Genomic DNA, 23841 nt, shown 5'->3' with positions numbered 1-23841 from the left:
GACGGTGGTGAGGGCTGATGGCGACGGTCACAGCGGCATGCCCGCGCGCTGCGCGACGCGCGCGATCAGGGCCTCATCATCGGCGCGGCCGGGCAGGCCGGCCCAGGCGAAGAAATCGCGCACGCGGGTGAATTGGCCGTCGTTGACCGGGGTCGCGCCATAGGGGGCGATGGCGCCGCTGCTCAGCGCTTCTTCGTGCAGCAGCAGGCTCATCCGGAAGACATTGGCGGCGATCCGCTTGTAGCTGGCGAGTTGCGCGGCCTTGATGTCGGCGGGCACCGCACCGTTGCCGGCGCTGTTCCAGCGGCCGGGCGTGTGGCGGCCATAGTTGGTGAAATAGCCGAAATAGAGCTTGTACGGCGGCGGCGCGCCGGGCGACGCCTCCGGCCGATAGGAGCGGTTGACCAGCCGCAGCGCTTCCTGGAACACGCGGTGGTTGAACATGTCGGCATTGTGCAGGTTTTCCTGCAGATATTCGCCGACCAGCGTCGCGTTGGACTGGGAGATGCGCTGCAGGCCCGGGTCGAAGCGCAGCCCCATGAAGAACCAGGGCAGGCGGATGCCCTGTTCGGATTCGCCGGCGGTCAGCGCCGGATCGACGCTGTCGACCACGAATTGCGGATAGCCCATCAGCGCCAGCCGGTCGCGCAACCGGTCACGGCTGGAGATGTTGCCGGTCTGCCCGGCGGTCGAGGCGTCGGCATCGAAGCTGCTGCGCGCGAGATCGCCCAGTTCCCAGATCGGGTTGGGCAGAAAGCGGGGCAGGCGCTCGCCCGGGCGGCCAGTGGCATCGAGCCGGTCGAACGCAGTGCGGAACGGCTCTTCCCTGGTCAGATAGGCGAACGGCACCGCGCCGCGCATGAAGCCGGCGCGGCGGCCCAGCGCCTCGCTGCGCAGCAGGTGCTGGCCGATCATCGCGTTGCGCAGCTTGAGGTCGTTGAAGCGGACGATCTTCGCGTCATGCGCCGGCAGGTTGCCGGGGCGCAGCGCGAAAGGCTGGGTCATGCTGTCGATGGCGAAATAGACGCGCCAGAAATTGAGGTCGCTGGGGTCCGCCAGATAGGCGTCCTGCAGCGCCAGCCACTCGGCCCGCCGCTCCGGCTTGGGCGCGCGCGCGACATCGGCGACCCAGTCGTTGAGATTGCCTTCCGCCGCGCCGTGGAAGCGGTCGGTGGACCAGATGGGGAATTCGATGCCGACGCGCATCCGGTCGAAATCGATGGCGAGCAGCTCGTCGCGGGCGGCCCGCGCATCGGCCAGCGTGCGGATCGGGCGGTCGGAGGTCAGCGTCGGCGCGAAGCGGGCGAGCTCGCCGGCGAAGGCAAGGTCGCGCTCGATGCTTGTGGCGCCGGGCAGTACCGCGCCACCGGGCTGGAGCGGGCGGAAGCTGCGGGGGTTTTCCGGCGCCAGCGCATAGGCCTGGCGCACCAGCCTGATCCCCTCGATCAGGTGCCCGACTTCCTCGGGCGATGCGCCGTCGATCAGGCCGCGCCGGCTGATGTCGCTGTCCGGCGCGCCGATCCGTGCGAGATCGAAAAAGTCCGGCCCATGGCAAGACATGCACTCGCCTTTCTCGCGCGGGGCGCGCCATACCGCGAGCGCCTTGCGATAGACAGGGTTGGTCGACAGGTTGCCCGGCGCGGCGATGGCCAGAGAGACGGCGGGCTTGGCCGGGCTCGGCGGAAGCTGGACCGGCGGGCGGGTCGATACCGCCGGGACTTTGCCGATGGTCACCAAACCCGCGAACGCCATCGTTCCGGCGGCCAGTGTCATCCCGAGATATCTGATCATGGTGGCTCCCCTTCGTCCGCTTTGCGGGTCGAAAGGGAGCATCGGCCTGGCTGGTTAACCGCTGGTAAGAGGTGTTAACATTTAGGCAATTTGTCGAAAACGCCGACACCGTGAAGCGCGTCAGATCACCTCGTCGAAGCTGAACATGAATGGCTTGCCGGGCAGGCGATTGCCATAGCCATATTGGAAGGTCTGGCCCGGCACGCCGTTGGGCCCGACGAACTGCCATTGCTCCGCGCCCCAGCCGGAGGTGGAGCCGGGTGCGGCCGGGCCCAGATACATGCCATAGCTGTGCACCACCCGGCCGTTGTAGTCGAGGATGGTCAGTGCCCGCACGTTGAGCGCCTGCCCCACGCCCCGGCCGCCATAGCCGGCCAAGTTGACGCCGATTGCGACATGGACCGGATCGGTGAGGCGCGAATCCTGCAGCGTGGCGAGCGACTGGCCGCGATAGTCGCTGATATAGACCCGGCGCGTGCCGCGGCTGACCACGAACAGGTCGTCGCTCAGATAATCTCCGGCGATGGGCGCGGTAACCTGCACCGGGTTGGCGCCGGTCTGCCACTGGGCCATCGGCGCGGCGGGCATTTGCGGGGCCAGCACCGGGTTGACCAGCGACGTGACGTCGAACTGGCGGATGGTGCCGTCCATCGAGGCAATGGTCAGGCGCTTGGCCAGCTCGTTCCAGCGTTCATGGACGATACGCCCCGAGCGGGCGTTGGCACCCAGCCGCTTTTGCCGCGCGAACACCGCCGTCGGTTGGGTGACGGCGATGGTGCCGAGCACGACCGGCATCTGTTCAGGCCGGAAGGAGAAGGCATAGGGCCACTGGTTGGCGGCCGGGCCCTGATTGCTGTTCGCCGTCTCGTCCCACCTCTCCTGGGTGGTCAGGTACATGGTGCGGTAGAAGCTGAGCAGCGGGCGCAGATCGATGATCGCCACCTTGTTCTCGGCGCGCGACGCGACCGCGACATAGCCGGCCGACGCGAGATTCTTCCAGTGCGTCTCCTGCGGCAGGAAGGCATCGAAATCGAGGATGCTGCGGCTGTTCCATTCGGCCCGACCGGCGCTGGTGGCGAGTTCCGGCCCGCGCCATGTGTTGTAGCCGCGGAAGGATTTGGTGCCGCTGGACAGGGCCACCGTGACGCTGCTCGGTGCGGCCATCGGCAGGTCGACGAAGCCCAGCAGCTTGAGCCCGCGGATCGTCGGCCAGCTCTGTACCCCCCAGCCATAGCGGCCGGTGTCGCTCGGCCCGATGTTGGACGGGTCGTCAGGGCCGACTGCAATAACCGCGAGCTGGCCCTTGGCCTGTTCGGTATCCCAGACGGTGACGAACAGGAACTCGTTCATCCCTGTCACGGCCATCGCCGTCGGCACCTTGCCTGCGGGCAGGCGCAGCACCGGTTCGACGGCATTGCCGATGCCCGAATAGGCATCGTTGCCGGTACCGGCGGCGGCGATGACGCCGTTGCGGAAGGCAAGGAAGCCAGTGACGGAGGTCTGGATCTGTCCGCGCGCCGTGGCGACCGCCGGCAGCGGCAGATCGGGGAAGCGCTGGCGCAGCGTCGCCACTACCGGGGTGGTCGGTGTCGAGATATTGTTACGGTTCCACCAGTCGCCCACCCATTCGGCGCGCATCCGCATGCACAGCGCTTCGGTATCGCCGTCGCCGGTCGCCTCGACGCCCGGGATATTCCCGACGATAGCTCGCGCGCCGTCGAACGCGCGCATGTTGGCAACGCCGGCGCGCAGCTCGGCGGGTGCATTGTCGTCGGGGTTGAACAGCATCTGCCCCGCCATCTGCCATCCGCCGCCGCCCGAATAGCCAGGGCCGTATAGCGCGCGATCTTCCGCATCGCTGTGCGGCAACCGGTCGGGCGTGACGCAGAAGCGGTCGGCCAGCGCCTGGTTGGGGCCGCCCTTCCACAGCCCCTGGGCATCGGGCTGATAGATGGTCTGCGTGTCGGGCGCGCTGCCATAATCGACCGCCGTCGGACCCATCCGGTAGTTGACCATTTCCGGCGTGTTGTAATTTTTTGCGACGGTGCGATAGGCTTCGAGATTGATGCTGCCGTCGGCGTTGAGGATGCGTTCCGACCAACTGCCCACCTGCATCGTGCCGCGCGCCACCGGCTTGCCGATGATGCGCGACTGACCGGTGGTGTCGGTGGAGGATGGCAGCAGCACCAGCGCGGCGCCTGACCCGTCCCCGCCGCCACAGCCTGTAAGCGCCAGCATGCTGGCGATCGCAATCAGCCGACCATGTCCGTTCACCGCCCGTCTCCTTTCACTGGAAGTGCGGCGGCGAACATCGGACCGGCTGGTTAATCGCCGGTAAGAAGCGTTAACATTTCAGCAAAATCGGGAAAGTGGGTATCGGCCACGGCAACGCTCGGGCTGCCGGGTCAACCGGCCGGCTGCAATTCCATCACGTCGACCACGCTTTCGAACGCCGGCCGGGGGAAGACGATGCGCCAGCGACGGTTGCCGATCCGCTCGACGATCCCGGCAAGGTCGCGGCTGGCGTCGGTGCCATAGTCCATGGCGCGGGCCTCGTCGCCCAGCACCAAAGTGCCGAGGAACACCTTGCGGCGATTATCGTCGTCGAAGATCAGGCCCGTCTGGCGCTGCGATCCGGTGAGCTTGGTCAGGCTGACCATATCCTGTTCGGCCGCCACCCGGCACTGGAACCAGGGGTAGGCGACATAGGAGAGCCCGCCAGCGCGGGCGGCGCCGAGCTTGATGATGCGGCAGCGGTAGGCGCCTGCCGGCAGATCGGGATCGGGCAGCCCGGCGAGCGGATCGAGCAATACCCCCTCCGCCATCACCTCTGCCGCATGGCCGCCGCTCCGCGCGCTGGTCAGCGCATCCTGCCACGCCGGCCACCAGTCGCGCAGGCGCCGGCGATCGGTTTCGGTGGCGACCGACTGCCAGCGCCCATCGCTGATCGCATCGGCGCGGCTGATCGTCCCTGTCGGGGCCTTCATCATCGCGCATCCGCCCACCAGGGTGGCGGCAGCGGCAGCAAGCAGGGCAGGGACAACAGACTTCATCGGGCTGGACTGGCTCCTCGGCGCGCCGGACGAGGGCATCGCTCCCGGCCCGGCACGATCATTGTGCCGTCCAGCCGCCGTCCATCGTCAGGTTGGCGCCGGTGATCTGCGCGGCGCCGTCGCTGCACAGATAAAGCGCGAAGCTCGCGACTTGTTCCGGCATCACGAACTGCTTGCCCGGAAGCGCGGCCAGCAGCACATCGTTGATCACCTGTTCGCGGGTCATCCCGCGCGTCTTCATGGTGTCGGGGATCTGGTTTTCGACGAGCGGCGTCCAGACATAGCCGGGGCTGATGGCGTTGCAGGTGATGCCATGCGTGGCGACTTCCAGCGCCACCGTCTTGGTCAGCCCGGCGATGCCGTGCTTGGCGGCGACATAGGCGCTCTTGTTGGGGCTGGCGACCATGGAATGGGCGCTGGCGGTGTTGATGATGCGGCCCCATTGCTTTGCCTTCATGTGCGGCAGCGCCAGCCGCGTGGTGTGGAAGGCGGCGGTCAGGTTGAGCGCGATGATCAGGTCCCATTTGTCGACAGGGAAGCTGTCGACCGGGGCGACATGCTGCATGCCGGCATTGTTGACGAGGATGTCGACCCCACCGGTATCGTCGGCAATCTGCGCCATCATCGCCTCGATCGCTTCGGGCTTGGTCAGATCGGCGGCGGAGTAATAGGCGGCGGCACCGCTGGCCTCGGCCAGCGCGGCGCGTTCCCGTTCGATGGCGGCGGCATCGCCGAAGCCGTTGATCACCAGTGTCGCACCCTCGGCCGCGAGCGCCTTGGCGATGGCAAGGCCGATGCCGCTGGTCGATCCGGTGACGAGCGCGGTCTTGCCGCTGAGCGATTGGGTCATGGGTGGGCTCCTGTCAGAATTGACGATGGGTGGCGGCGGGTTCGTCGGGCACCGGGTCGCCGAGGTCGAACGCGGCAGTGGCACCATCGATGATGGTGCGCGCGACGATATCCCCCTGCTGCATCGCCGCGCTGACCGCCGCCTCCCCCTGGCTCCAATGGTCGCGGATCGAGGCGGGGGAAAATTCGAAGTCGCGCGCGCCGGTCTGCCAGTCCCGGTTGCGGTAGATGAGATGGACGACGCTGACCCCGCCCATGTCGATCGAATTCGCCAGCGCTTCGACCTCGGCCGACTGGCGCAGCTCGGGCGGCAATTTGGCGATCAGCGCGCAGATCGCCCGGTCCTGCCGGCGCTGGCGTATATATTGATCGGTCACGGCACGGGTGCGGCTGGAAAAGCGGATGTCCTTCTCGCGGCTCACCACGTCGGACAGGTCGCGCGGCAGTTGCCCCTGCGCCGGGAACAGGTCGACCTGAAACACCAGCGTGTCGCCGCGGCTGTGATCGAGGATATGCTGCAGCGGCGTGTTGGAAACGAGGCCGCCGTCCCAATAGTGGCGCCCGTCGATCTCGACCGCGGCAAAACCCGGCGGCAGCGCGCCCGACGCCAGGATGTGGCGCGCATCGATGCGGCCGGCCCAATCGCCCTCGCGATTGTCGAAATAGGCGAAATTGCCGCTCTCGACATCGACCGCCCCGACCGAGAAGCGCACCGGGCCGGTGTTGAGCAATTGCCAGTCGACGAAGCTGTCGAGCGTCTCGACCAGCGGGCCGGTGTCGTAGAGGCTGGTGGCCTCCACCGAGCCCGGCACCGCGAACAGGGTGGGGAACAGGCGCGGGCGGAAGAAGCCGGGGACTCCCCAGGCCGCGACCGCGCCGGCTGCCATCAGATGCGCGGCCTCCCGCCAGTCGCGGTCGGGCGGTGGCATCAGCGCCGGCAGCCCGCCCGACATCCGGTCCCAGAAGGCCTTGAGCGCGGCGCGCCTGCGGCCCTTGGGGTTGCCCGCGATCAGCGCCGCGTTGATAGCGCCGATCGAGATGCCGGCCACCCAGTCGATGCGGATGTCGTAGCGCGACAGCGCGGCATAGGCCCCGGCCTGAAAGCTGCCGAGCGCGCCGCCACCCTGCAGGACCAGGGCAACTGTGCCGGGCAGCGGCAGCGGGGCAGGCGAATCGGCCATGCAAATGCAGTCCGCCATCGCCGCCGCGCGGTCAATGGTGCGCGTGTGCAATAATCTGCTGCCGCATGGTTCTAATCGGAACTTTGGTGGGTTATGCCCTTTTCGAGGGACGGTCGCGGCAAGGCGGCCGGTGGAGGGTAAGGCATGCGGCTCGACGATTGTGATCCCGGCGACGACATCCGCGATCGTTAAATAGGATTGCCTGGACGACCTTGGATTTCAAACTACCGTTTGATCCGTGATCACCGACGACTGTGAGGAAATATACTCACAAACAACATGACCCGCATCTAATATGTAGCCGTTTCCAATAATATGACTAAATACATTAGGTTTAACGCTAAGACCGGGTACAAAATCAGCCTTTCCAGCTACGGTTTAGGCCTCTTCAAGACAGAAGATTACGTTGATCGATACGGTATGGGTTGGTGGTGGCGACCAAGGGATTTGGATTGAATCAGACTCTACATCCAGCGGTTTGGACAACTGCCCCGTACCAGAGACAACAGCACGATTGCACCAGGATGGCACGTTCCATCTCACACACCTCATAGCTCCACCTTGGCTATGCCAACGATTACACCAATTCGTAAAGGCACCTGCGCTGCGGGGATCAGAAAAGGGCCGTTCACCTAAAAACCTCTTGCAGGCGATCAAAGTCAGAGAATCCGTCTCATTTGTACGTGTGATAAGCTCCGTTTCGGCGCAGAAACGCATAACTGATGAAAATCCTGCGACTCCTTCCACTGGTTGAGCTGAAGTTTGCCTGTGAAATACGCAGAAGGGTGTAGACGGGACGGCCATTCTACGTGGATCCATCGAGCAGCGACTAAGCCCTTCGGCACCACTCCGTGCACATGTGTTCTGCCAGTTCGTCCAAAGTTGACAAGAAGGATTATCTCGATCGAATTGTTCCAACGCCATATCCGCGTCCGCTTGGCTACGGTAGTAGATATCGATTTGCTCTGTCTGCGGCGTCTGCCCTGCGTCGGGGTCGGACAGAGCTAGCGCGACAACGGTCGCTGCAGCGCTTCTAGTGGCGAAACCCAGCAAATCCATAACAAGTACCCACATCAAAATGAGACACGCCCAGATTTTCGTTTAATTGTTACATATGTTTGGAGACTCGGAAGCCGGGGACCCCCCAGGCCGCGACCGCGCCGGCCGCCATCAGATGCGCGGCCTCCCGCCAGTCGCGGTCGGGCGGTGGCATCAGCGCCGGCAGCCCGCCCGACATCCGGTCCCAGAAGGCCTTGAGCGCGGCGCGCCTGCGGCCCTTGGGGTTGCCCGCGATCAGCGCCGCGTTGATAGCGCCGATCGAGATGCCGGCCACCCAGTCGATGCGGATGTCGTAGCGCGACAGCGCGGCATAGGCCCCGGCCTGAAAGCTGCCGAGCGCGCCGCCACCCTGCAGGACCAGGGCAACTGTGCCGGGCAGCGGCAGCGGGGCAGGCGAATCGGCCATGCAAATGCAGTCCGCCATCGCCGCCGCGCGGTCAATGGTGCGCGTGTGCAATAATCTGCTGCCGCATGGTTCTAATCGGAACTTTGGTGGGTTATGCCCTTTTCGAGGGACGGTCGCGGCAAGGCGGCCGGTGGAGGGTAAGGCATGCGGCTCGACGATTATGATCCCGGCGACGACATCCGCGATCTGGGGCGCGGCGGCGGTGGCGGCTTCAGCTTCGGCGGCGGCGGTGGGGGCGGCGGCATGGGCGGCCTGCTCATCGGCCTGCTGCCGATGCTGCTTGGCCGGCGCATGGGCTGCGGCACCATCCTGCTGCTCGGTGCGCTGCTGATCGGCTTCATGATGTTCAGCGGCGGCGGGTTGCAACTCGGCAGCGGCCAGACCGGCGGCAGCCTGCCGGGCCAGGCGAGCGGACAGAATGTCGCCTGCGATACCGATGCGGAGCGTTTCGCCTGCAATGTCTTCGGTGACACGCATGAGGTGTGGGGAGAGATTTTCCGCCAGCAGGGCACCGACTATCGGCGGCCCACGCTCAACTTCTTCGACCAGCAGAACCAGTCGGGCTGCGGCGCGGCGCAGGCGGCGATGGGGCCCTTCTATTGCCCCGCCGACCAGGGCGTCTATCTCGACACCAGTTTCTTCCGCGAGCTCGAGACCCAGCTTGGCGCGGGCGGCGATGCGGCGCAGGCCTATGTCATCGCGCATGAGGTGGGCCACCATATCCAGACGCTGACCGGCACCTCCGATCAGGTGCGCCGCGCCCAGTCGCGGGCCAGCGAAGCGGAGGGCAATGCCTTGCAGGTGCGCATGGAATTGCAGGCCGATTGCTACGCGGGCGTCTGGGCGGCGCGGGCGCGGACCAATGACGGCCAGCGCGCCATCGAACCTGGCGATTTCGAAGAGGCGATGCGCGCCGCGCAGGCAATCGGCGACGATACGCTGATGCGCAATGCCGGGCAGCGGCCCGTTCCGGAAAGCTTTACCCACGGCACCAGCGCACAGCGGCAGAACTGGCTGCGGCGCGGCCTCGAAAGCGGCGATCCGCGCCAGTGCGATACATTCCAGGCGGCATCGCTGTAAGCTATTCCCCGCGACAGGCGCGGGGCTGATGGAGGGCAGAACATGAGCGAACAGGATAAGCTGGCGGCCAATGCCGGCAAGACAGTGACCGACACCCCTGCGGCTGGCGGCACGCCGGTCGACAAGTCGGGTGGCAGCAAGGGCCCTGCGACCGAGCCGACCGACGAGGAGCGCGCGGCAATGAAGGCCAAGGCCGTCGCCGCTGCCGCTGCCAAGGGCGCCAAGGGCTAAGGCAGGGATCGGGTTCATTCAGTAGCCCTGAGCCTGTCGAAGGGCGCTTCTCACCACGCGAAGCGCCTTTCGGCAGGCTCAGGGCTACGGCTTTTTCGCAGGAGCGAGCGGCGTGATCGGCATCGTGACGGGACTTGTCGAGGAGGCAGAGGCCATTGCGCCGGGGCTGGGCGAGCGGGTTTCCGGCCACGCCATGCCGGTGCGCCGGGTAACCATTGCCGGACAGGATGTCGCCATCGCCTGCGCCGGCATCGGCAAGGTCGCGGCGGCGACGGCGGCGACCCTGCTCGCGACCCAATTCGGCGCCCGACGGCTGATGGTGGTCGGCACGGCAGGCGCGCTCGTCGAGGGACTGGGCGGGGCGCCGCACTGGCTGACCGGCGCCATCCAGCATGATTATGGCGCGGCCCGGCCGGATCGCTTCGCCCATTATGACGCGGGGCAATGGCCGATCGGGCCGGAAATCGTCACCGGCTTTGCCGCGCTGCCGCAGCCCGCCGGATTGGGCCTGGCCGAGGCGGTGATCGCGAGCGGCGACTGCTTCGTCGAATGCGGCACGCGCGCGGGCCAAATCCGCGACGCGCTCGGTGCCAGCCTCGTCGACATGGAAACCGCCGCCGTCGCCCAGGCCGCGGCGGTGCTTGGCCTGCCCTGGTGCGCGATCAAGGCGGCGACCGACGAAGCGAATGCCGACAGCGCAGGCGATTTCCACGCCAACCTGGCTGCAACCGCAAGGCGCGCCGCGGAAGCGGCGGAGAGGGCGATCAACCTGATAGGTCAGATGTCCGATGTATAGAGCGCGGACGCCGTTTCGAAGTCGATGACCGGGGCGAGAATGCTCCCGTCGCTACGTTGCAGTCCGCGCAGCGGATCGATGGCGCGAATCTCATAGTCCGGCTCACCCGGATCGAGGCCCGAAATGATGACATCGAAGGTCCGAGCTGGGCCGCCTTGCGGCACGAACCAATGGATATTGTCGCGCGCGCTGGTCATCGCTGAGAGGGTGCCGACCCCCGCGATCACATCGCGGGTCGGGCGGATGACCATCGCCTCGCCTGCTTCACCAGGCGCACCGACATCGCCGATCCGGTCGAAATTACGAATACGGAATGCACCTTCGACCACCAGATGCGAAGACGCCATGTGACGGTGGCCGTGCGGGGTAATGACATTCGTCGGGGTGAAATCGAACAGAGCTGCCCCGAACCCTAGCCGTCGCGGCTCGCCATGCTCGTCGATGAAGCGGACGCTGCGCTTGCGCGGGTCATTGGTCGGTGGCAACGCGTTCGCTGTCAATTGCGCCGCATCCACTTCGGCCATCAGCTCGGCGATGTCGATCTCGCCAGCCAGCCGCTGGACTTCGGCCATCCAAGCGGTCGGCGGCAACTCGCCGCGCTTGAACGCTCGGGCCAGCTCGCCCTGCCGCACTATCCAGTCCCGCGCCGCCATGCGTCGAGGCGGCTGGGCGCAGGCGACCTCGCCGAGTAATGTGACCATTACGAACGCGCCGAACAGTCCGGTCAGATGCGACCGGCGCGTCAGGCCAAGATCGTCGGGATGCGCTGGTCGTGCGGTTGTCCAAACCGGTTGGGGCATCAGCTATCTCCGATCGCTGTGCCAAGCCTAGCACCGTCTTCCTTCGTCGCAACTCTATGCTTCGACAGCAAGCGTTGGCACCAAGCCGACCCCGCCGGCAAAGCGCCGCCAGCCGACAGCCAACCCCGACCCGACCATCAACGCGAGCAAAGCCACCCAGACGGTATCGAACAGCATCAACCCCCACACGACAGGCAGCGGCGCGCCCAGCGCCCAGTGGTGATTGGCGCCATGCAGCAATTGCATCGGACCGAAGGCCAGTCCAGCAAGCAGCAGCGATAGCAGCAGGGCCGGGATCACGCGCCAGCCGCTGGCGCGCATCGTTGCCCAATCATCTTCGAACAGTGCCGCCAGGATCGGGATGGTGAGCAGCGTCTGCAGCAGGATATTGACCCCCTGCAAAAGCGCATCGGGCGCGCTGGCGCGCGCCACGTCGCTTTTGAAGGCGAAGTCGAGCGCGAACGTCAGGCCGAGGAGAGCGATAAGTATCAGCATCGGCCGCCAATGAGGCCGGACTGCACGCGAAGCCGAACCCAGCGCAACGGCGCGCGCGACCAGCAAAATGCTGATCAGCAGCCCCGCGATCTTGGCATAGCCGAATGCCCAGCGCGTCGAGTCGTTGGCCAGCGCCAAGAAGTCGGCGCGGCTGGCGAACATGCCGAGCTGAATTTCCACGACATGCTGCGCGCCTTCGGTAAGCAGGATCGGCAGCAGCAGCCATGGGGCAAGGCGCAGGATATGCCATGCGTCAGCGAACCAGTCGGTGAACAGGCGGCGGGTGGCCGAGATAACACTCATGGTTCGCTCTCCTCTTTGTCGCCCGCTCCCTCGACATGACCCAACAGATCGCCGGGCTGACAGTCGAGCGCAGCGCAAATCGCATCGAGCGTCGAAAAGCGGATCGCCTTGGCCTTGCCGGTCTTGAGGATCGACAGATTGGCCAGCGTGATATCGACGCGTTCGCTGAGTTCGGTCAGCGTCATGCGACGCTGCCACAGCAGCTCGTCGAGATTGACCCGGATCGCCATCAGACCGTGCCCTCCAGCTCTTCGCGCATTGCCGCGCCGTCGCGGAATATGCGGGCGAGGACGAACAGCATCAGTGCGGCGAGCCAGCCGGTCAGCGACAGCGTCCAGCCCGGCGCGTTGCTCATCTGTGCCTCAACCCATGTGGTGATCGCGCCATAGGCCAGATCGATGATGTTGATGCCGATCAGCGCCCAGGCGATCTGCCGCAATCGCTCGACGTTGATCAGGCTTAACGCGGTGCCGGCCGGTACCGAGTCGATCATCGCGATCAGCCGGTCGAAAATCACATGAGCCAGCGGGATGATCGGCAGCAGGAGGACGCCGACCCACCGTATCCAGACAATCATGATCTGCGGATCAGACCCGGGATTGGCGCTGGCAAGCGCCTGGGCGAACATCTCGGGCGTCGCAAATCCGACGACCAGCAGGAACAGCATCCCCGGAATGCCCAGCCCCCAGTTCAACCAGTTGAGCATGCGGATGATCCACCGTGATGCGATCAGCAAAGTCAGCCTCCATTTATCGACCAGCAAGATATTGCATATTGATAATCAATATGTCAATTGCCGAAAATCCATAAGGTCGCGGCTGCGCTGATCTGCCCTCAAGTGGAATCGAGGCCCCGCATGGCGGAGGCGGCGCAGCGGGGATCGGGGTGCTATAAATTACGCTTGTAATATCATATTACAGGTGCAATATCCCGCCCCGCGCGAGATGTGTGCGCGTGTTGACGGGAGCCATGTGATGCCGCTGTGGAAAATCTATCATCCGGTCGGGGCGTATAGCGCGGATGACAAGCGGGCGCTGGCGAGCGCGATCACCGATGTCTACGCCCGGGTGATGCCGCGCTTCTATGTCGGCGTGATCTATCAGGAGGTCGCAGCCGACAATTTCTACATCGGCGGAGAGCCGCACGATCATTTCGTGCGGATCTGGATCGACCACATCGCCCGCGAATTTCCCGATTCCACCGCGAGCAGGCGTTTCATCGACAAGATCAATCAGGTGCTGGCACCGTGGATCGCCGAGCGTGGGTATGACTGGGAATTCCATATCGACGAGACCGCGTTCGATCACTGGTCGGTGCAGGGCTATTTCCCTCCGCGCCAAGGCACGCCTGACGAGGCGCGCTGGATCGCCGAGAACAGGCCCTCTGCGCGTACCCATGCCTGACCAGGGAGATGCGGACATGACGACAGGTGCAGATAAAGGGCTGGCGGTGATCTCCGGCGCGTCCTCGGGGATCGGTGCGGTCTATGCCGACCGTCTCGCCGCGCGCGGCCACGCGCTGTTGCTGGTGGCGCGCCGTGCGGAACGCCTGGCCGGGATGGCCGAGGCGCTGGCGCAGCGGCATGGCGTTGCGGTCGAAACGCTTGCCGTCGATCTGGCCACGGCGGACGGGGTGGCAACGCTGGAGCAGCGCCTGTCCCACGATCCGGCAACGATGCTGGTCAACAATGCCGGTGCGGGCGGTCTCGGCCCCAGTATGGCGCAATCGGGCGAGGCAATGGAGGCGCTGATCCGGCTCAACATTGTCGCGCTGACCCGCCTGTCGCGCGCGGCGCTGGCCGCCTTTCGCGATCGCGGCGGCGGGACGCTGGTCAACATCGGTTCGGTGATGGCGCATGCGCCATCGGCGGGCGGCGCCGTCTATAGCGGCAGCAAGGCCTATGTCCTGAACTTCACCCGGTCGCTGGCGCTGGAATTCGCCGGCAGCCCGTGCCGCATCCAGTTGGTGATGCCGGGGCCGGTCCGCACCGAATTCTTCTCCGCGCAGGGCATGGAGGATTCGGTGTTCCCGCGCGACGCCTATCTGACCGCCGAGCAACTCGTCGATGCGGCGCTTGCCGGTCTCGATGCCGGTGAGGAGGTCACCAGTCCGTCGATCGGCGATCCTGCGATCTGGGAAGCACTCGAGGGTGCGCGCGGCCGGTTCATGAAGGCGGCGTTTTCGGGTAGGGTGGCGGAACAGTATCAGTGAAAGGCACCCGCCCGGCATGGCGCTGAGCAAGGATCACAAGGCGGCGACGCGGCAGCGCATCGTCAGGCACGCATCGACCCGGCTGAGGCAGGACGGTCTGAACGCGGTCGGCCTGCGCGCGCTGCTGGGCGACGCCGGGGTCACGCATGGCGCCTTCTACGCGCATTTTCCGGCGCGGACCGATCTGGTCGCGGAGGCCGTCGAGCAGGCCCTCGCGGATACGCGCGCGGCACTGAGCCAGGCCGCTGACGGCGCGGTCCACGGCAAGCGGCTGGACGCGGTCATCGACTCCTATCTCAGCGATTTCCACGTGCTGGCGGCCGCGCGGGGCTGTGCCGGTGCGGCGCTGGCGCCCGAAATCGCGCGCGAAGGCGAGCCGGTGCGGGCGGCGTTCGAGCGCGGACTGGATGCCATCGTCGCGCTGCTCGCCGATCTGTTGCCGCCGGGCGGCGCGGCGCAGCAGCGCGCGGACCGGGCGCGGGCCCTGTTCTCGCTGATGATGGGCTGCCTGCAACTGGCACGCACCGCGCCGCACGCCGATGCCGCGGCTCGCTTGCTTGCCGCCGGCCGGGCCTCGGCGCGCCTGCTGTCCAGTGCCGACTGGGAGGGCGCGGGCGGCTAGGCCGCTTGCCTCCACCCCTCAAACCACCTATATGGCATGCATCCGTCCCGCCCGGGACAGGCATGCCGTCGCGCAGCAGGCCATCGCATTGGGCAGGAACCACGGATTTCAGCGACCGCCAGCCGTCTGGGGCCATCTCCATAGGGGAAGGACCGCAGGCGTTTTGCGCGTCGCTTTTTTGCGTTCGACGCAGATGATTCGGCCCTGACCGGCCGCAGATGACCACTCGATTCAAAGGCGATCCATCTCCATGGCGACCATTGCTCCGGCACCCCGCACGGCTCTCACCGCGACGGCCAGCAAGCGCATCCGCAAGCTGTTCGGCAACATTCACGAAGCGATCCACATGCCCAACCTCATCGAGGTGCAGCGGGAAAGCTATGAGCAGTTCCTGCGGTCCGATCCTGCCACCGGCTATGTCTCGGGCCTGGAAAAGACGCTGCGCTCGGTGTTCCCGATCCGCGATTTCGCCGGTACCGCCGAGCTCGACTTCGTGCATTACGAGCTCGAAGATCCGAAGTACGACATCGACGAATGCCGCCAGCGGGGCATCACCTATGCCGCGCCGATGAAGGTGACGCTGCGCCTGATCGTGTTCGAGGTCGACAGCGAGACCGAGACCCGCTCGGTGCTCGATATCAAGGAGCAGGACGTCTACATGGGCGACATGCCGCTCATGACCGAGAACGGCACGTTCATCATCAACGGTACCGAGCGCGTCATCGTCAGCCAGATGCACCGCAGCCCCGGCGTGCTGTTCGATCATGACCGCGGCAAGACCCACGCCTCGGGCAAGTTCCTGTTCGCCGCGCGCGTCATCCCCTATCGCGGCTCGTGGCTCGATTTCGAATTCGACGCCAAGGACATCGTCAACGTCCGCATCGACCGCAAGCGCAAGCTGCCGGTGACCAGCCTGCTGTTCGCGCTGGGCCTGAACTCTGAGGAAATCCTCAACACCTTCTATTCGACGGTCAGCTACGAGCGCGCTGCCGATGGCTGGAAGATTCCGTTCGCGGCCGAAAACTGGCGCGGTGTGAAGCCGGCGTTCGACGTGGTCGATGCCGCGACCGGCGAAGTCGTGTTCGCCGCCGGCACCAAGATCAGCCCGCGCCTCGCCAACAAGGCGGCCAAGGACGGCCTGACCACGTTGCTGATCCCGACCGAGGAAATCTTCGGCCGCTATGCCGCGTTCGACATGATCAATGAATCGACCGGCGAGATCTACATCGAAGCGGGCGACGAGGTCAGCGCCGACAATCTGGCCAAGCTCGACGCGGCGGGGATCGACAAGCTCGACCTACTCGACATCGACCATGTCACCACCGGCCCGTGGATTCGCAACACGCTGCGCGTCGACAAGGCCGAGGACCGCGACCATGCGCTGTCCGACATCTACCGGGTGATGCGCCCCGGCGAGCCGCCGACGCGCGAAACCGCCGAAGCACTGTTCGACGGCCTGTTCTTCGACGCCGACCGTTACGACCTGTCGGCCGTCGGCCGCGTCAAGCTCAACATGCGCCTCGGCCTCGAGGCCGACCCGGATCTGACCACGCTGCGCCGCGAGGATATCCTCGCCGTGGTCAAGGAGCTGGTCAATCTCAAGGACGGCAAGGGCGAGATCGACGATATCGACAATCTCGGCAACCGCCGCGTGCGTTCGGTGGGCGAGCTGCTGGAAAACCAGTATCGCGTCGGCCTGCTGCGCATGGAGCGTGCGGTCAAGGAGCGCATGTCCTCGGTCGACGTGTCGACCGTGATGCCCAACGACCTGATCAACGCCAAGCCTGCGGTGGCCGCAGTGCGCGAGTTCTTCGGTTCCTCGCAGCTCTCGCAGTTCATGGACCAGACCAACCCGCTGTCGGAAGTCACCCACAAGCGCCGCGTTTCGGCGCTCGGGCCGGGCGGTCTTACCCGTGAGCGCGCCGGCTTCGAAGTCCGCGACGTGCACCCGACCCACTATGGCCGCATCTGCCCCATTGAGACGCCGGAAGGCCCGAACATCGGCCTGATCAACTCGCTGTCGACCTTCGCCCGCGTCAACAAGTACGGCTTCATCGAAACCCCGTACCGCAAGGTGATCGACGGCAAGGTCACCGACGAGGTCGTCTATCTCTCCGCAATGGAAGAGCAGAAGCACACCGTCGCGCAGGCCTCGGCAGAGACCAACGCCGATGGCAGCTTCGTCGAGGACCTGGTCTCGGCGCGTGAGAGCGGCGAGTTCGTGATGGCGCCGCGCGACACCGTGACGCTGATGGACGTTTCCCCCAAGCAGCTCGTCTCGGTGGCCGCATCGCTGATTCCGTTCCTGGAAAATGACGACGCCAACCGCGCGCTGATGGGCTCGAACATGCAGCGCCAGGCGGTGCCGCTGGTCAAGGCCGAAGCGCCGTTCGTCGGCACCGGGATGGAAGCCACGGTTGCCCGCGATTCCGGTGCTGCCATCGCTGCCCGCCGCGCCGGTATCGTCGATCAGGTCGACGCGACCCGCATCGTCGTGCGCGCGACCGGTGAGGTCGAGGCCGGCAAGTCGGGCGTCGACATCTATCGCCTGATGAAGTTCCAGCGGTCGAACCAGAATACCTGCATCAACCAGCGTCCGCTGGTGAAGGTGGGCGATCTGGTCAATGTCGGGGACATCATCGCCGACGGTCCGTCGACCGAGCTGGGCGAGCTGGCGCTGGGCCGCAACGTGCTCGTCGCCTTCATGCCGTGGAACGGCTACAATTACGAGGACTCGATCCTAATCTCCGAGCGTATCGTCAAGGACGACGTCTTCACCTCGATCCACATCGAGGAGTTCGAAGTCATGGCCCGCGACACCAAGCTCGGGCCGGAAGACATCACCCGCGACATCCCCAATGTCGGTGAGGAAGCGCTGCGCAACCTCGACGAGGCGGGCATCGTCTATATCGGTGCAGAGGTCGAGCCGGGCGATATCCTCGTCGGCAAGATCACGCCCAAGGGCGAAAGCCCGATGACGCCGGAAGAAAAGCTGCTGCGCGCGATCTTCGGCGAAAAGGCCAGCGACGTGCGCGACACCTCGCTCAAGCTGCCGCCGGGTGTGGCCGGTACTGTCGTCGAAGTGCGCGTCTTCAACCGCCACGGCATCGACAAGGACGAGCGTGCGATGGCGATCGAGCGCGAGGAGATCGAGCGTCTGAAGAAAGACGCCGATGACGAGCGCGGCATTCTCAACCGTGCGAGCTACGCCCGCATCAAGGAAATGCTGATCGGCCAGGTTGCCACCTCCGCGCCCAAGGGCGTGAAGAAGGGCAGCGAGATCACCGCGGAACTGCTGGACGAAGTCGACAAGGCCGACTGGTGGAAGTTCGCGGTCGCCGACGACAAGGTGCAGGGCGATCTGGAAGCCGTGCGCGCGCAGTATGACGATGCGGTCAAGGTGATCAACGATCGCTTCGAAGATCGCGTCGAGAAGCTGCAGCGCGGCGACGAGCTCGCTCCGGGCGTCCTGAAGATGGTCAAGGTGTTCGTCGCGGTGAAGCGCAAGCTGCAGCCGGGCGACAAGATGGCCGGTCGTCACGGCAACAAAGGGATCATCAGCCGCATCCTGCCGGCCGAGGACATGCCGTTCCTCGCCGACGGTACGCCGGTCGATTTCGTGCTCAACCCGCTGGGCGTGCCGAGCCGCATGAACGTCGGGCAGATCTTCGAAACCCATCTTGGCTGGGCCGCACGCGGCCTCGGTGCCAAGATCGGTGCGGCGCTCGATGCCTGGCGCGAAGCCAATCCGAACCCCGAGGCCGGCGCGCCGCCCGAGGCGGTGCGCGAGCTGCTCTCCACCGTCTATGGCGAGACCTATGCCGAGCAGATCGCGGACCGCTCGTCGGCCGAGATCATCGACCTTGCCGAGCATGTCCGCGGCGGTGTGCCGATGGGCACGCCGGTGTTCGACGGCGCGGTCGAGGCGGACGTCTCGGCGATGCTCAAGCTCGCCGGTCTCGACGAAAGCGGGCAGGTCGATCTTTACGACGGCCGCACCGGTGAATGTTTCGACCGCAAGGTAACGGTCGGCTACAAGTACGTCTTGAAGCTGCACCACCTGGTCGACGACAAGATCCACGCCCGCTCGATCGGCCCGTACAGCCTCGTCACCCAGCAGCCGCTGGGCGGCAAGGCCCAGTTCGGTGGCCAGCGCTTCGGTGAAATGGAGGTCTGGGCGCTCCAGGCCTATGGTGCCGCTTACACGCTGCAGGAAATGCTGACGGTGAAGTCCGATGACGTGATCGGTCGCACCAAGGTCTATGAGGCGATCGTCAAGGGCGACGATACCTTCGAGGCCGGCATTCCGGAAAGCTTCAACGTGCTCGTCAAGGAAATGCGCTCGCTGGGCCTCAACGTCGAGTTGAAGTCGATCGAGGAGCTGACCGACGACAGCGGCGAAGCCCTGCCAGAGGCGGCCGAATAGCCATTCTCCCCCCTCCCGCTCGCGGGAGGGGCCGGGAGGGCCCGCTGGCCCTCCTCAGCTCGACATTCCCTCCCCTAACCCCTCCCGCCAGCGGGAGGGGAACTGGAGCCAAGATATGAACCAGCTCACCAACTTCATGAACCCGGTCGCCAAGCCCGAGACGTTCGACCAGATCAAGATCGGCATCGCCAGCCCGGACCGTATCCGCAGCTGGTCGTTCGGCGAGATCAAGAAGCCCGAGACGATCAACTACCGCACCTTCAAGCCCGAACGTGACGGCCTGTTCTGCGCGCGCATCTTCGGTCCGATCAAGGATTACGAGTGCCTGTGCGGCAAGTACAAGCGCATGAAGTACAAGGGCATCGTCTGCGAAAAATGCGGTGTCGAAGTCACGGTCACCAAGGTGCGCCGCGAGCGCATGGGCCATATCGAGCTCGCCGCGCCGGTTGCGCACATCTGGTTCCTGAAGTCGCTGCCGAGCCGCATCGGCCTGCTGCTCGACATGCAGCTCAAGCAGCTCGAGCGCGTGCTCTATTTCGAGCAGTATATCGTCCTCGAACCCGGCCTGACGCCGCTGGAGAAGTTCCAGCTGCTGACCGAAGACGAGCTGCTCGACGCGCAGGATGAATATGGCGAAGACGCGTTCAGCGCCGGCATCGGCGCCGAGGCGATCCGCGTGCTGCTCGAGAACCTCGATCTCGAAGGCGAGCGCGAGGCGCTGCTCGAAGAGCTGGCGACCACCAAGTCTGAGCTCAAGCCCAAGAAGATCATCAAGCGGCTGAAGGTCGTCGAAAGCTTCATCGATTCAGGGAACCGCCCCGAATGGATGATCCTGACCGTCGTTCCGGTCATCCCGCCCGAACTGCGCCCGCTGGTGCCGCTCGACGGCGGCCGCTTTGCGACGTCCGATCTCAACGACCTCTACCGGCGCGTCATCAACCGCAACAACCGTTTGAAGCGGCTGATGGAACTGCGCGCGCCCGACATCATCGTCCGCAACGAAAAGCGCATGCTGCAGGAAGCGGTCGACGCGCTGTTCGACAACGGCCGTCGCGGCCGCGTCATCACCGGCGCCAACAAGCGCCCGCTGAAGTCGCTGTCCGACATGCTCAAGGGCAAGCAGGGCCGGTTCCGTCAGAACCTGCTCGGCAAGCGCGTCGACTATTCGGGCCGTTCGGTCATCGTTACCGGCCCCGAACTCAAGCTGCACCAGTGCGGCCTGCCCAAGAAGATGGCGCTCGAGCTGTTCAAGCCGTTCATTTACGCCCGCCTCGACGCCAAGGGTCTGTCGATGACCCTCAAGCAGGCCAAGAAGTGGGTCGAAAAGGAACGCCGCGAGGTGTGGGACATCCTCGACGAGGTGATCCGCGAGCACCCCGTGCTGCTCAACCGCGCGCCGACGCTGCACCGTCTGGGCATCCAGGCGTTCGAGCCGGTGCTGATCGAAGGCAAGGCGATCCAGCTGCACCCGCTGGTCTGCTCGGCATTCAACGCCGACTTCGACGGTGACCAGATGGCCGTCCACGTGCCGCTGAGCCTCGAGGCGCAGCTGGAAGCACGCGTGCTGATGATGTCGACCAACAACATCCTCAGCCCAGCCAACGGCAAGCCGATCATCGTGCCGTCGCAGGACATGGTGCTGGGCCTCTACTATCTCAGCCTCGAGCGCGAGGGTGAGCCGGGCGAGGGCATGCTGCTCGCCGACATGGCCGAAGTGCATCATGCGCTGAACACCGGCTCGGTGACGCTGCACAGCAAGATCACCGCGCGCGTCCCGCAGACCGACGAGGCCGGCAACCAGTATCTCAAGCGGTTCGAGACCACGCCGGGCCGCATGCTGATCGGCGAATGCCTGCCCAAGTCGCACACCGTACCGTTCGATGTCGTCAACCGCCTCCTGACGAAGAAGGAAATCGGCGACGTCATCGACCAGGTCTATCGCCATACCGGCCAGAAGGAGACGGTGCTGTTCGCCGACGCCATCATGGCGCTCGGCTTCCGCCACGCGTTCAAGGCCGGCATTTCCTTCGGCAAGGATGACATGATCATCCCCGCGGCCAAGGAGAGCATGGTCGACGAGACCAAGGCGCTCGTGAAGGACTATGAGCAGCAGTATCAGGACGGCCTGATCACCCAGCAGGAAAAGTACAACAAGGTGATCGACGCCTGGAGCCGTTGCGGCGACCAGGTCGCCAACGCCATGATGGACGAAATCCGCGCGACGCCGAAGGGCGACGATGGCCGCCTGGCGCCGATCAACTCGGTGTACATGATGGCGCACTCCGGTGCGCGTGGCTCGCAGACCCAGATGAAGCAGCTCGCCGGCATGCGCGGCCTGATGGCCAAGCCTTCGGGCGAGATCATCGAGACCCCGATCATCTCGAACTTCAAGGAAGGCCTCACCGTCCTTGAATACTTCAACTCGACCCACGGCGCCCGCAAGGGCCTCGCGGACACCGCATTGAAGACCGCGAACTCGGGTTATCTGACCCGCCGCCTGGTCGATGTGTCGCAGGATTGCACCATCGTCGAGGAAGATTGCGGCACCGAGCGTCTGCTCGAAATGCGCTCGATCGTGCAGGGCGGTTCGACCATCGCCTCGCTCGGCGAGCGTATCCTCGGCCGTACGCTGGGTGAGGATCTGGTCGATGCCAAGACCGGTTCGGTCGTGGTCGCGGCCGGCACGCTGCTCGATGAGGCGCACATCGTCACCATCGAAGCGCTCGGCTTCCAGACCGCCTTCATCCGCTCGCCGCTGGTGTGCGAATCGAAGACCGGCGTGTGCGGCAAGTGCTACGGGCGCGATCTGGCCCGCGGTACCCCGGTCAACATCGGTGAAGCGGTCGGCGTCATCGCCGCCCAGTCGATCGGTGAGCCCGGCACCCAGCTGACGATGCGGACCTTCCACATCGGCGGCGCGGCGCAGCTCAACGAACAGTCGCATGTCGAAGCGCAGGCGGACGCCACCGTCAGCTATCGCGACATGCCGACCATCACCGACTCGCGCGGTCGCCGCCTCAGCCTCGCCCGCTCGGGCGAGCTGGTGCTGACCGATGCCGAAGGCCGCGAGATCGCGACCCACAAGCTCAACTATGGTGCCAACATCCTTGTCGCCGATGGCGCCAAGGTGGCACAGGGCGAGCGGCTGGCCGAATGGGATCCGTTCACCAGCCCGGTCATCACCGAACAGCCCGGCGTCGTCCGCTTCCAGGACCTCGTTGACGGCAAAACGCTGACCGAAGTGGTCGACGAAGCGACCGGTATCGCGCAGCGCGTGGTCATCGAATATCGCTCGACCAGCCGTGGCAAGAAGGAAGACCTGCAGCCGCGCCTGACCCTGCTCGACGATGCGTCGGGTGAGGCCGCGCGCTACCTGCTGGCGCCGGGCACCACCATCTCGGTGGAAGACGGCCAGACGGTGGCGGCGGGCGACGTGCTGGCGCGTGTCAGCCGTGAAGCCGCCAAGACCCGCGACATCACCGGTGGTCTGCCGCGCGTCGCCGAACTGTTCGAGGCGCGCAAGCCCAAGGACAATGCGATCATCGCCAAGATCAGCGGCAAGGTCGAATTCCTCAAGGATTACAAGGCGAAGCGCAAGTTCGCCATTGTTCCCGAGGAAGGCGATGCGGTCGAGTATCTGCTGCCCAAGTCCAAGGCGATCGAGGTGCAGGAAGGCGACTTCGTCAAGAAGGGCGATACCATCGTCTCGGGCTCGCCCGATCCGCACGACATCCTCGAAGTGCTGGGGATCGAGGCGCTTGCGGCCTATCTCGTCTCGGAAATCCAGGAAGTGTATCGCTTGCAGGGCGTGAAGATCAACGACAAGCACATCGAGGTGATCGTTCGCCAGATGCTGCAGAAGGTCGAGATCACCGCCGGTGGCGACACCACCCTGCTGCCGGGCGAACAGGTCGACCGCGAGGAGATGGACGAGCTCAACGCCAAGCTGCTCAAGGGTCAGCGTCCCGCGGAAGGCAAGCCGGTGCTGCTCGGCATCACCAAGGCGAGCCTGCAGACCCGCAGCTTCATCTCTGCGGCGTCGTTCCAGGAAACCACCCGCGTGCTCACCGAGGCTTCGGTGCAGGGCAAGGTGGATACGCTGAACGGCCTCAAGGAGAATGTCATCGTCGGCCGCCTCATCCCCGCCGGTACCGGTGCGGCGATGAACCGCATCCGCGTGACGGCCACCAGCCGTGACGCCGCGCTGCGTGCTTCGATGCGCGCGTCCAACGAAGCGCATCTCATCGCCCCGCAGACCGCGGCCGAAGAGCATGCGGCGGAGCTGGCCCAGGGCCCGGAAGCCGCCATCGGCGACGATCCGCTCGGCAAGGTTGTGGGTGAAGATTTCACCACCGACGATGTCGCGGTGATCGATCGCGGCGACGAAGAGTAAGGCTGGGGTCCTGCCCCTGGGCCGCGTTGCGGCACATATGAAAAGCCCCGCCGGTCATCTGACCTGGCGGGGCTTTTTCGTTGATGCGGCGCGGGTCTTGCCGGGCGGGCCGCGTTCCTTTGGTCCATCGCACTCCCGGAAGGGA

Annotated in this window: 17 protein-coding genes and 1 pseudogene; 8 read left to right on the top strand and 10 right to left on the bottom strand. The window is 65.5% G+C overall.

Annotation, left to right across the window (positions count from 1 at the left end):
- Nucleotides 1-27: 27 nt before the first annotated feature.
- From AC0QC4_RS02040 to AC0QC4_RS02015, 6 genes and pseudogenes are all read right to left on the bottom strand, one after another.
- The gene (locus tag AC0QC4_RS02040) at nucleotides 28-1791 is read right to left on the bottom strand and encodes a hypothetical protein (RefSeq protein WP_483658049.1); all 1764 of its coding nucleotides are present in this window, start codon (nucleotides 1789-1791) and stop codon (nucleotides 28-30) included.
- A gap of 120 nt (nucleotides 1792-1911) precedes the next feature.
- Nucleotides 1912-4065, bottom strand: a complete 2154-nt coding sequence (locus AC0QC4_RS02035; RefSeq protein WP_483658048.1) for a hypothetical protein — start codon at nucleotides 4063-4065, stop codon at nucleotides 1912-1914.
- 131 nt (nucleotides 4066-4196) lie between these two features.
- Nucleotides 4197-4844, bottom strand: coding sequence for a DUF4893 domain-containing protein (locus AC0QC4_RS02030; protein WP_483658047.1), 648 nt, complete (start codon nucleotides 4842-4844; stop codon nucleotides 4197-4199).
- Between the two features lie 58 nt (nucleotides 4845-4902).
- The gene (locus tag AC0QC4_RS02025; protein ID WP_483658046.1) at nucleotides 4903-5694 is read right to left on the bottom strand and encodes a 3-hydroxybutyrate dehydrogenase; all 792 of its coding nucleotides are present in this window, start codon (nucleotides 5692-5694) and stop codon (nucleotides 4903-4905) included.
- Between the two features lie 13 nt (nucleotides 5695-5707).
- Nucleotides 5708-6874 carry a patatin-like phospholipase family protein gene (locus tag AC0QC4_RS02020; RefSeq protein ID WP_483658045.1) on the bottom strand — a complete coding sequence of 389 codons (1167 nt, stop codon included), beginning with the start codon at nucleotides 6872-6874 and terminating at the stop codon, nucleotides 5708-5710.
- A gap of 1132 nt (nucleotides 6875-8006) precedes the next feature.
- Nucleotides 8007-8357, bottom strand: a pseudogene (locus AC0QC4_RS02015) (patatin-like phospholipase family protein); the annotation flags it as partial.
- A 126-nt stretch (nucleotides 8358-8483) separates the two neighbouring features.
- On the opposite strand from AC0QC4_RS02015, the gene ypfJ reads away from it, so the two are divergent.
- The 3 genes from ypfJ to AC0QC4_RS02000 all read left to right on the top strand — a co-directional run bounded on the left by ypfJ (nucleotide 8484) and on the right by AC0QC4_RS02000 (nucleotide 10446).
- Nucleotides 8484-9419, top strand: a complete 936-nt coding sequence (ypfJ, locus tag AC0QC4_RS02010; RefSeq protein ID WP_483658044.1) for a KPN_02809 family neutral zinc metallopeptidase — start codon at nucleotides 8484-8486, stop codon at nucleotides 9417-9419.
- Between the two features lie 42 nt (nucleotides 9420-9461).
- Nucleotides 9462-9650, top strand: a complete 189-nt coding sequence (locus AC0QC4_RS02005) for a hypothetical protein (protein WP_483658043.1) — start codon at nucleotides 9462-9464, stop codon at nucleotides 9648-9650.
- A 112-nt stretch (nucleotides 9651-9762) separates the two neighbouring features.
- Nucleotides 9763-10446, top strand: a complete 684-nt coding sequence (locus AC0QC4_RS02000) for a 5'-methylthioadenosine/S-adenosylhomocysteine nucleosidase family protein (protein WP_483658042.1) — start codon at nucleotides 9763-9765, stop codon at nucleotides 10444-10446.
- On the opposite strand, the gene AC0QC4_RS01995 is transcribed toward AC0QC4_RS02000, so the two are convergent.
- The 4 genes from AC0QC4_RS01995 to AC0QC4_RS01980 are packed head-to-tail and all read right to left on the bottom strand — an operon-like array spanning nucleotide 10428 to nucleotide 12780.
- A complete protein-coding gene (locus AC0QC4_RS01995) occupies nucleotides 10428-11246 on the bottom strand; it encodes a cupin domain-containing protein (RefSeq protein WP_483658041.1) in 819 nt (272 codons plus the stop codon). The genes AC0QC4_RS02000 and AC0QC4_RS01995 overlap by 19 nt on opposite strands.
- Nucleotides 11247-11300: 54 nt before the next feature.
- Complete coding sequence (locus tag AC0QC4_RS01990; protein WP_483658040.1) at nucleotides 11301-12044, bottom strand: hypothetical protein; 744 nt, start codon at nucleotides 12042-12044, stop codon at nucleotides 11301-11303.
- On the bottom strand, nucleotides 12041-12274 hold the full coding sequence (locus AC0QC4_RS01985) for a helix-turn-helix domain-containing protein (RefSeq protein WP_483658039.1): 234 nt from the start codon (nucleotides 12272-12274) through the stop codon (nucleotides 12041-12043). The genes AC0QC4_RS01990 and AC0QC4_RS01985 overlap by 4 nt, the downstream gene beginning before the upstream one ends.
- Nucleotides 12274-12780: a DUF2975 domain-containing protein gene (locus AC0QC4_RS01980; protein ID WP_483658038.1), complete on the bottom strand. Its 507-nt coding sequence runs from the start codon at nucleotides 12778-12780 to the stop codon at nucleotides 12274-12276. The genes AC0QC4_RS01985 and AC0QC4_RS01980 overlap by 1 nt, the downstream gene beginning before the upstream one ends.
- Before the next feature lie 238 nt (nucleotides 12781-13018).
- On the opposite strand from AC0QC4_RS01980, the gene AC0QC4_RS01975 reads away from it, so the two are divergent.
- The 5 genes from AC0QC4_RS01975 to rpoC all read left to right on the top strand — a co-directional run bounded on the left by AC0QC4_RS01975 (nucleotide 13019) and on the right by rpoC (nucleotide 23696).
- Nucleotides 13019-13447 (top strand): tautomerase family protein, encoded by a 429-nt coding sequence (locus tag AC0QC4_RS01975; RefSeq protein ID WP_483658037.1) that lies wholly within the window; start codon nucleotides 13019-13021, stop codon nucleotides 13445-13447.
- 16 nt (nucleotides 13448-13463) lie between these two features.
- Entirely contained in the window at nucleotides 13464-14255 is a 792-nt protein-coding gene (locus AC0QC4_RS01970) for an SDR family NAD(P)-dependent oxidoreductase (protein WP_483658036.1), read from the top strand.
- 16 nt (nucleotides 14256-14271) lie between these two features.
- A complete protein-coding gene (locus tag AC0QC4_RS01965) occupies nucleotides 14272-14877 on the top strand; it encodes a TetR/AcrR family transcriptional regulator (protein ID WP_483658035.1) in 606 nt (201 codons plus the stop codon).
- 250 nt (nucleotides 14878-15127) lie between these two features.
- Nucleotides 15128-19303: a DNA-directed RNA polymerase subunit beta gene (gene rpoB, locus AC0QC4_RS01960; protein WP_483658034.1), complete on the top strand. Its 4176-nt coding sequence runs from the start codon at nucleotides 15128-15130 to the stop codon at nucleotides 19301-19303.
- A 115-nt stretch (nucleotides 19304-19418) separates the two neighbouring features.
- Nucleotides 19419-23696 (top strand): DNA-directed RNA polymerase subunit beta', encoded by a 4278-nt coding sequence (gene rpoC, locus AC0QC4_RS01955; protein WP_483658033.1) that lies wholly within the window; start codon nucleotides 19419-19421, stop codon nucleotides 23694-23696.
- Nucleotides 23697-23841 lie beyond the last annotated feature (145 nt).

This window comes from Sphingomonas sp. jy18, from assembly GCF_056931895.1.
Note: the sequence above shows the minus strand (reverse complement) of the source record. Positions and strands in the feature narration are given on the sequence as shown.

Excerpts from the sequence above, each read along its gene's own strand:
- AC0QC4_RS02040 (WP_483658049.1), bottom strand. The coding sequence starts at position 1,791 with ATGATCAGATATCTCGGGATGACACTGGCCGCCGGAACGATGGCGTTC.
- AC0QC4_RS02030 (WP_483658047.1), bottom strand. The coding sequence starts at position 4,844 with ATGAAGTCTGTTGTCCCTGCCCTGCTTGCTGCCGCTGCCGCCACCCTG.
- AC0QC4_RS02025 (WP_483658046.1), bottom strand. The coding sequence starts at position 5,694 with ATGACCCAATCGCTCAGCGGCAAGACCGCGCTCGTCACCGGATCGACC.
- AC0QC4_RS02020 (WP_483658045.1), bottom strand. The coding sequence starts at position 6,874 with ATGGCCGATTCGCCTGCCCCGCTGCCGCTGCCCGGCACAGTTGCCCTG.
- ypfJ (WP_483658044.1), top strand. The coding sequence starts at position 8,484 with ATGCGGCTCGACGATTATGATCCCGGCGACGACATCCGCGATCTGGGG.
- AC0QC4_RS02005 (WP_483658043.1), top strand. The coding sequence starts at position 9,462 with ATGAGCGAACAGGATAAGCTGGCGGCCAATGCCGGCAAGACAGTGACC.
- AC0QC4_RS01995 (WP_483658041.1), bottom strand. The coding sequence starts at position 11,246 with ATGCCCCAACCGGTTTGGACAACCGCACGACCAGCGCATCCCGACGAT.
- AC0QC4_RS01990 (WP_483658040.1), bottom strand. The coding sequence starts at position 12,044 with ATGAGTGTTATCTCGGCCACCCGCCGCCTGTTCACCGACTGGTTCGCT.
- AC0QC4_RS01985 (WP_483658039.1), bottom strand. The coding sequence starts at position 12,274 with ATGGCGATCCGGGTCAATCTCGACGAGCTGCTGTGGCAGCGTCGCATG.
- AC0QC4_RS01975 (WP_483658037.1), top strand. The coding sequence starts at position 13,019 with ATGCCGCTGTGGAAAATCTATCATCCGGTCGGGGCGTATAGCGCGGAT.
- AC0QC4_RS01970 (WP_483658036.1), top strand. The coding sequence starts at position 13,464 with ATGACGACAGGTGCAGATAAAGGGCTGGCGGTGATCTCCGGCGCGTCC.
- AC0QC4_RS01965 (WP_483658035.1), top strand. The coding sequence starts at position 14,272 with ATGGCGCTGAGCAAGGATCACAAGGCGGCGACGCGGCAGCGCATCGTC.
- rpoB (WP_483658034.1), top strand. The coding sequence starts at position 15,128 with ATGGCGACCATTGCTCCGGCACCCCGCACGGCTCTCACCGCGACGGCC.
- rpoC (WP_483658033.1), top strand. The coding sequence starts at position 19,419 with ATGAACCAGCTCACCAACTTCATGAACCCGGTCGCCAAGCCCGAGACG.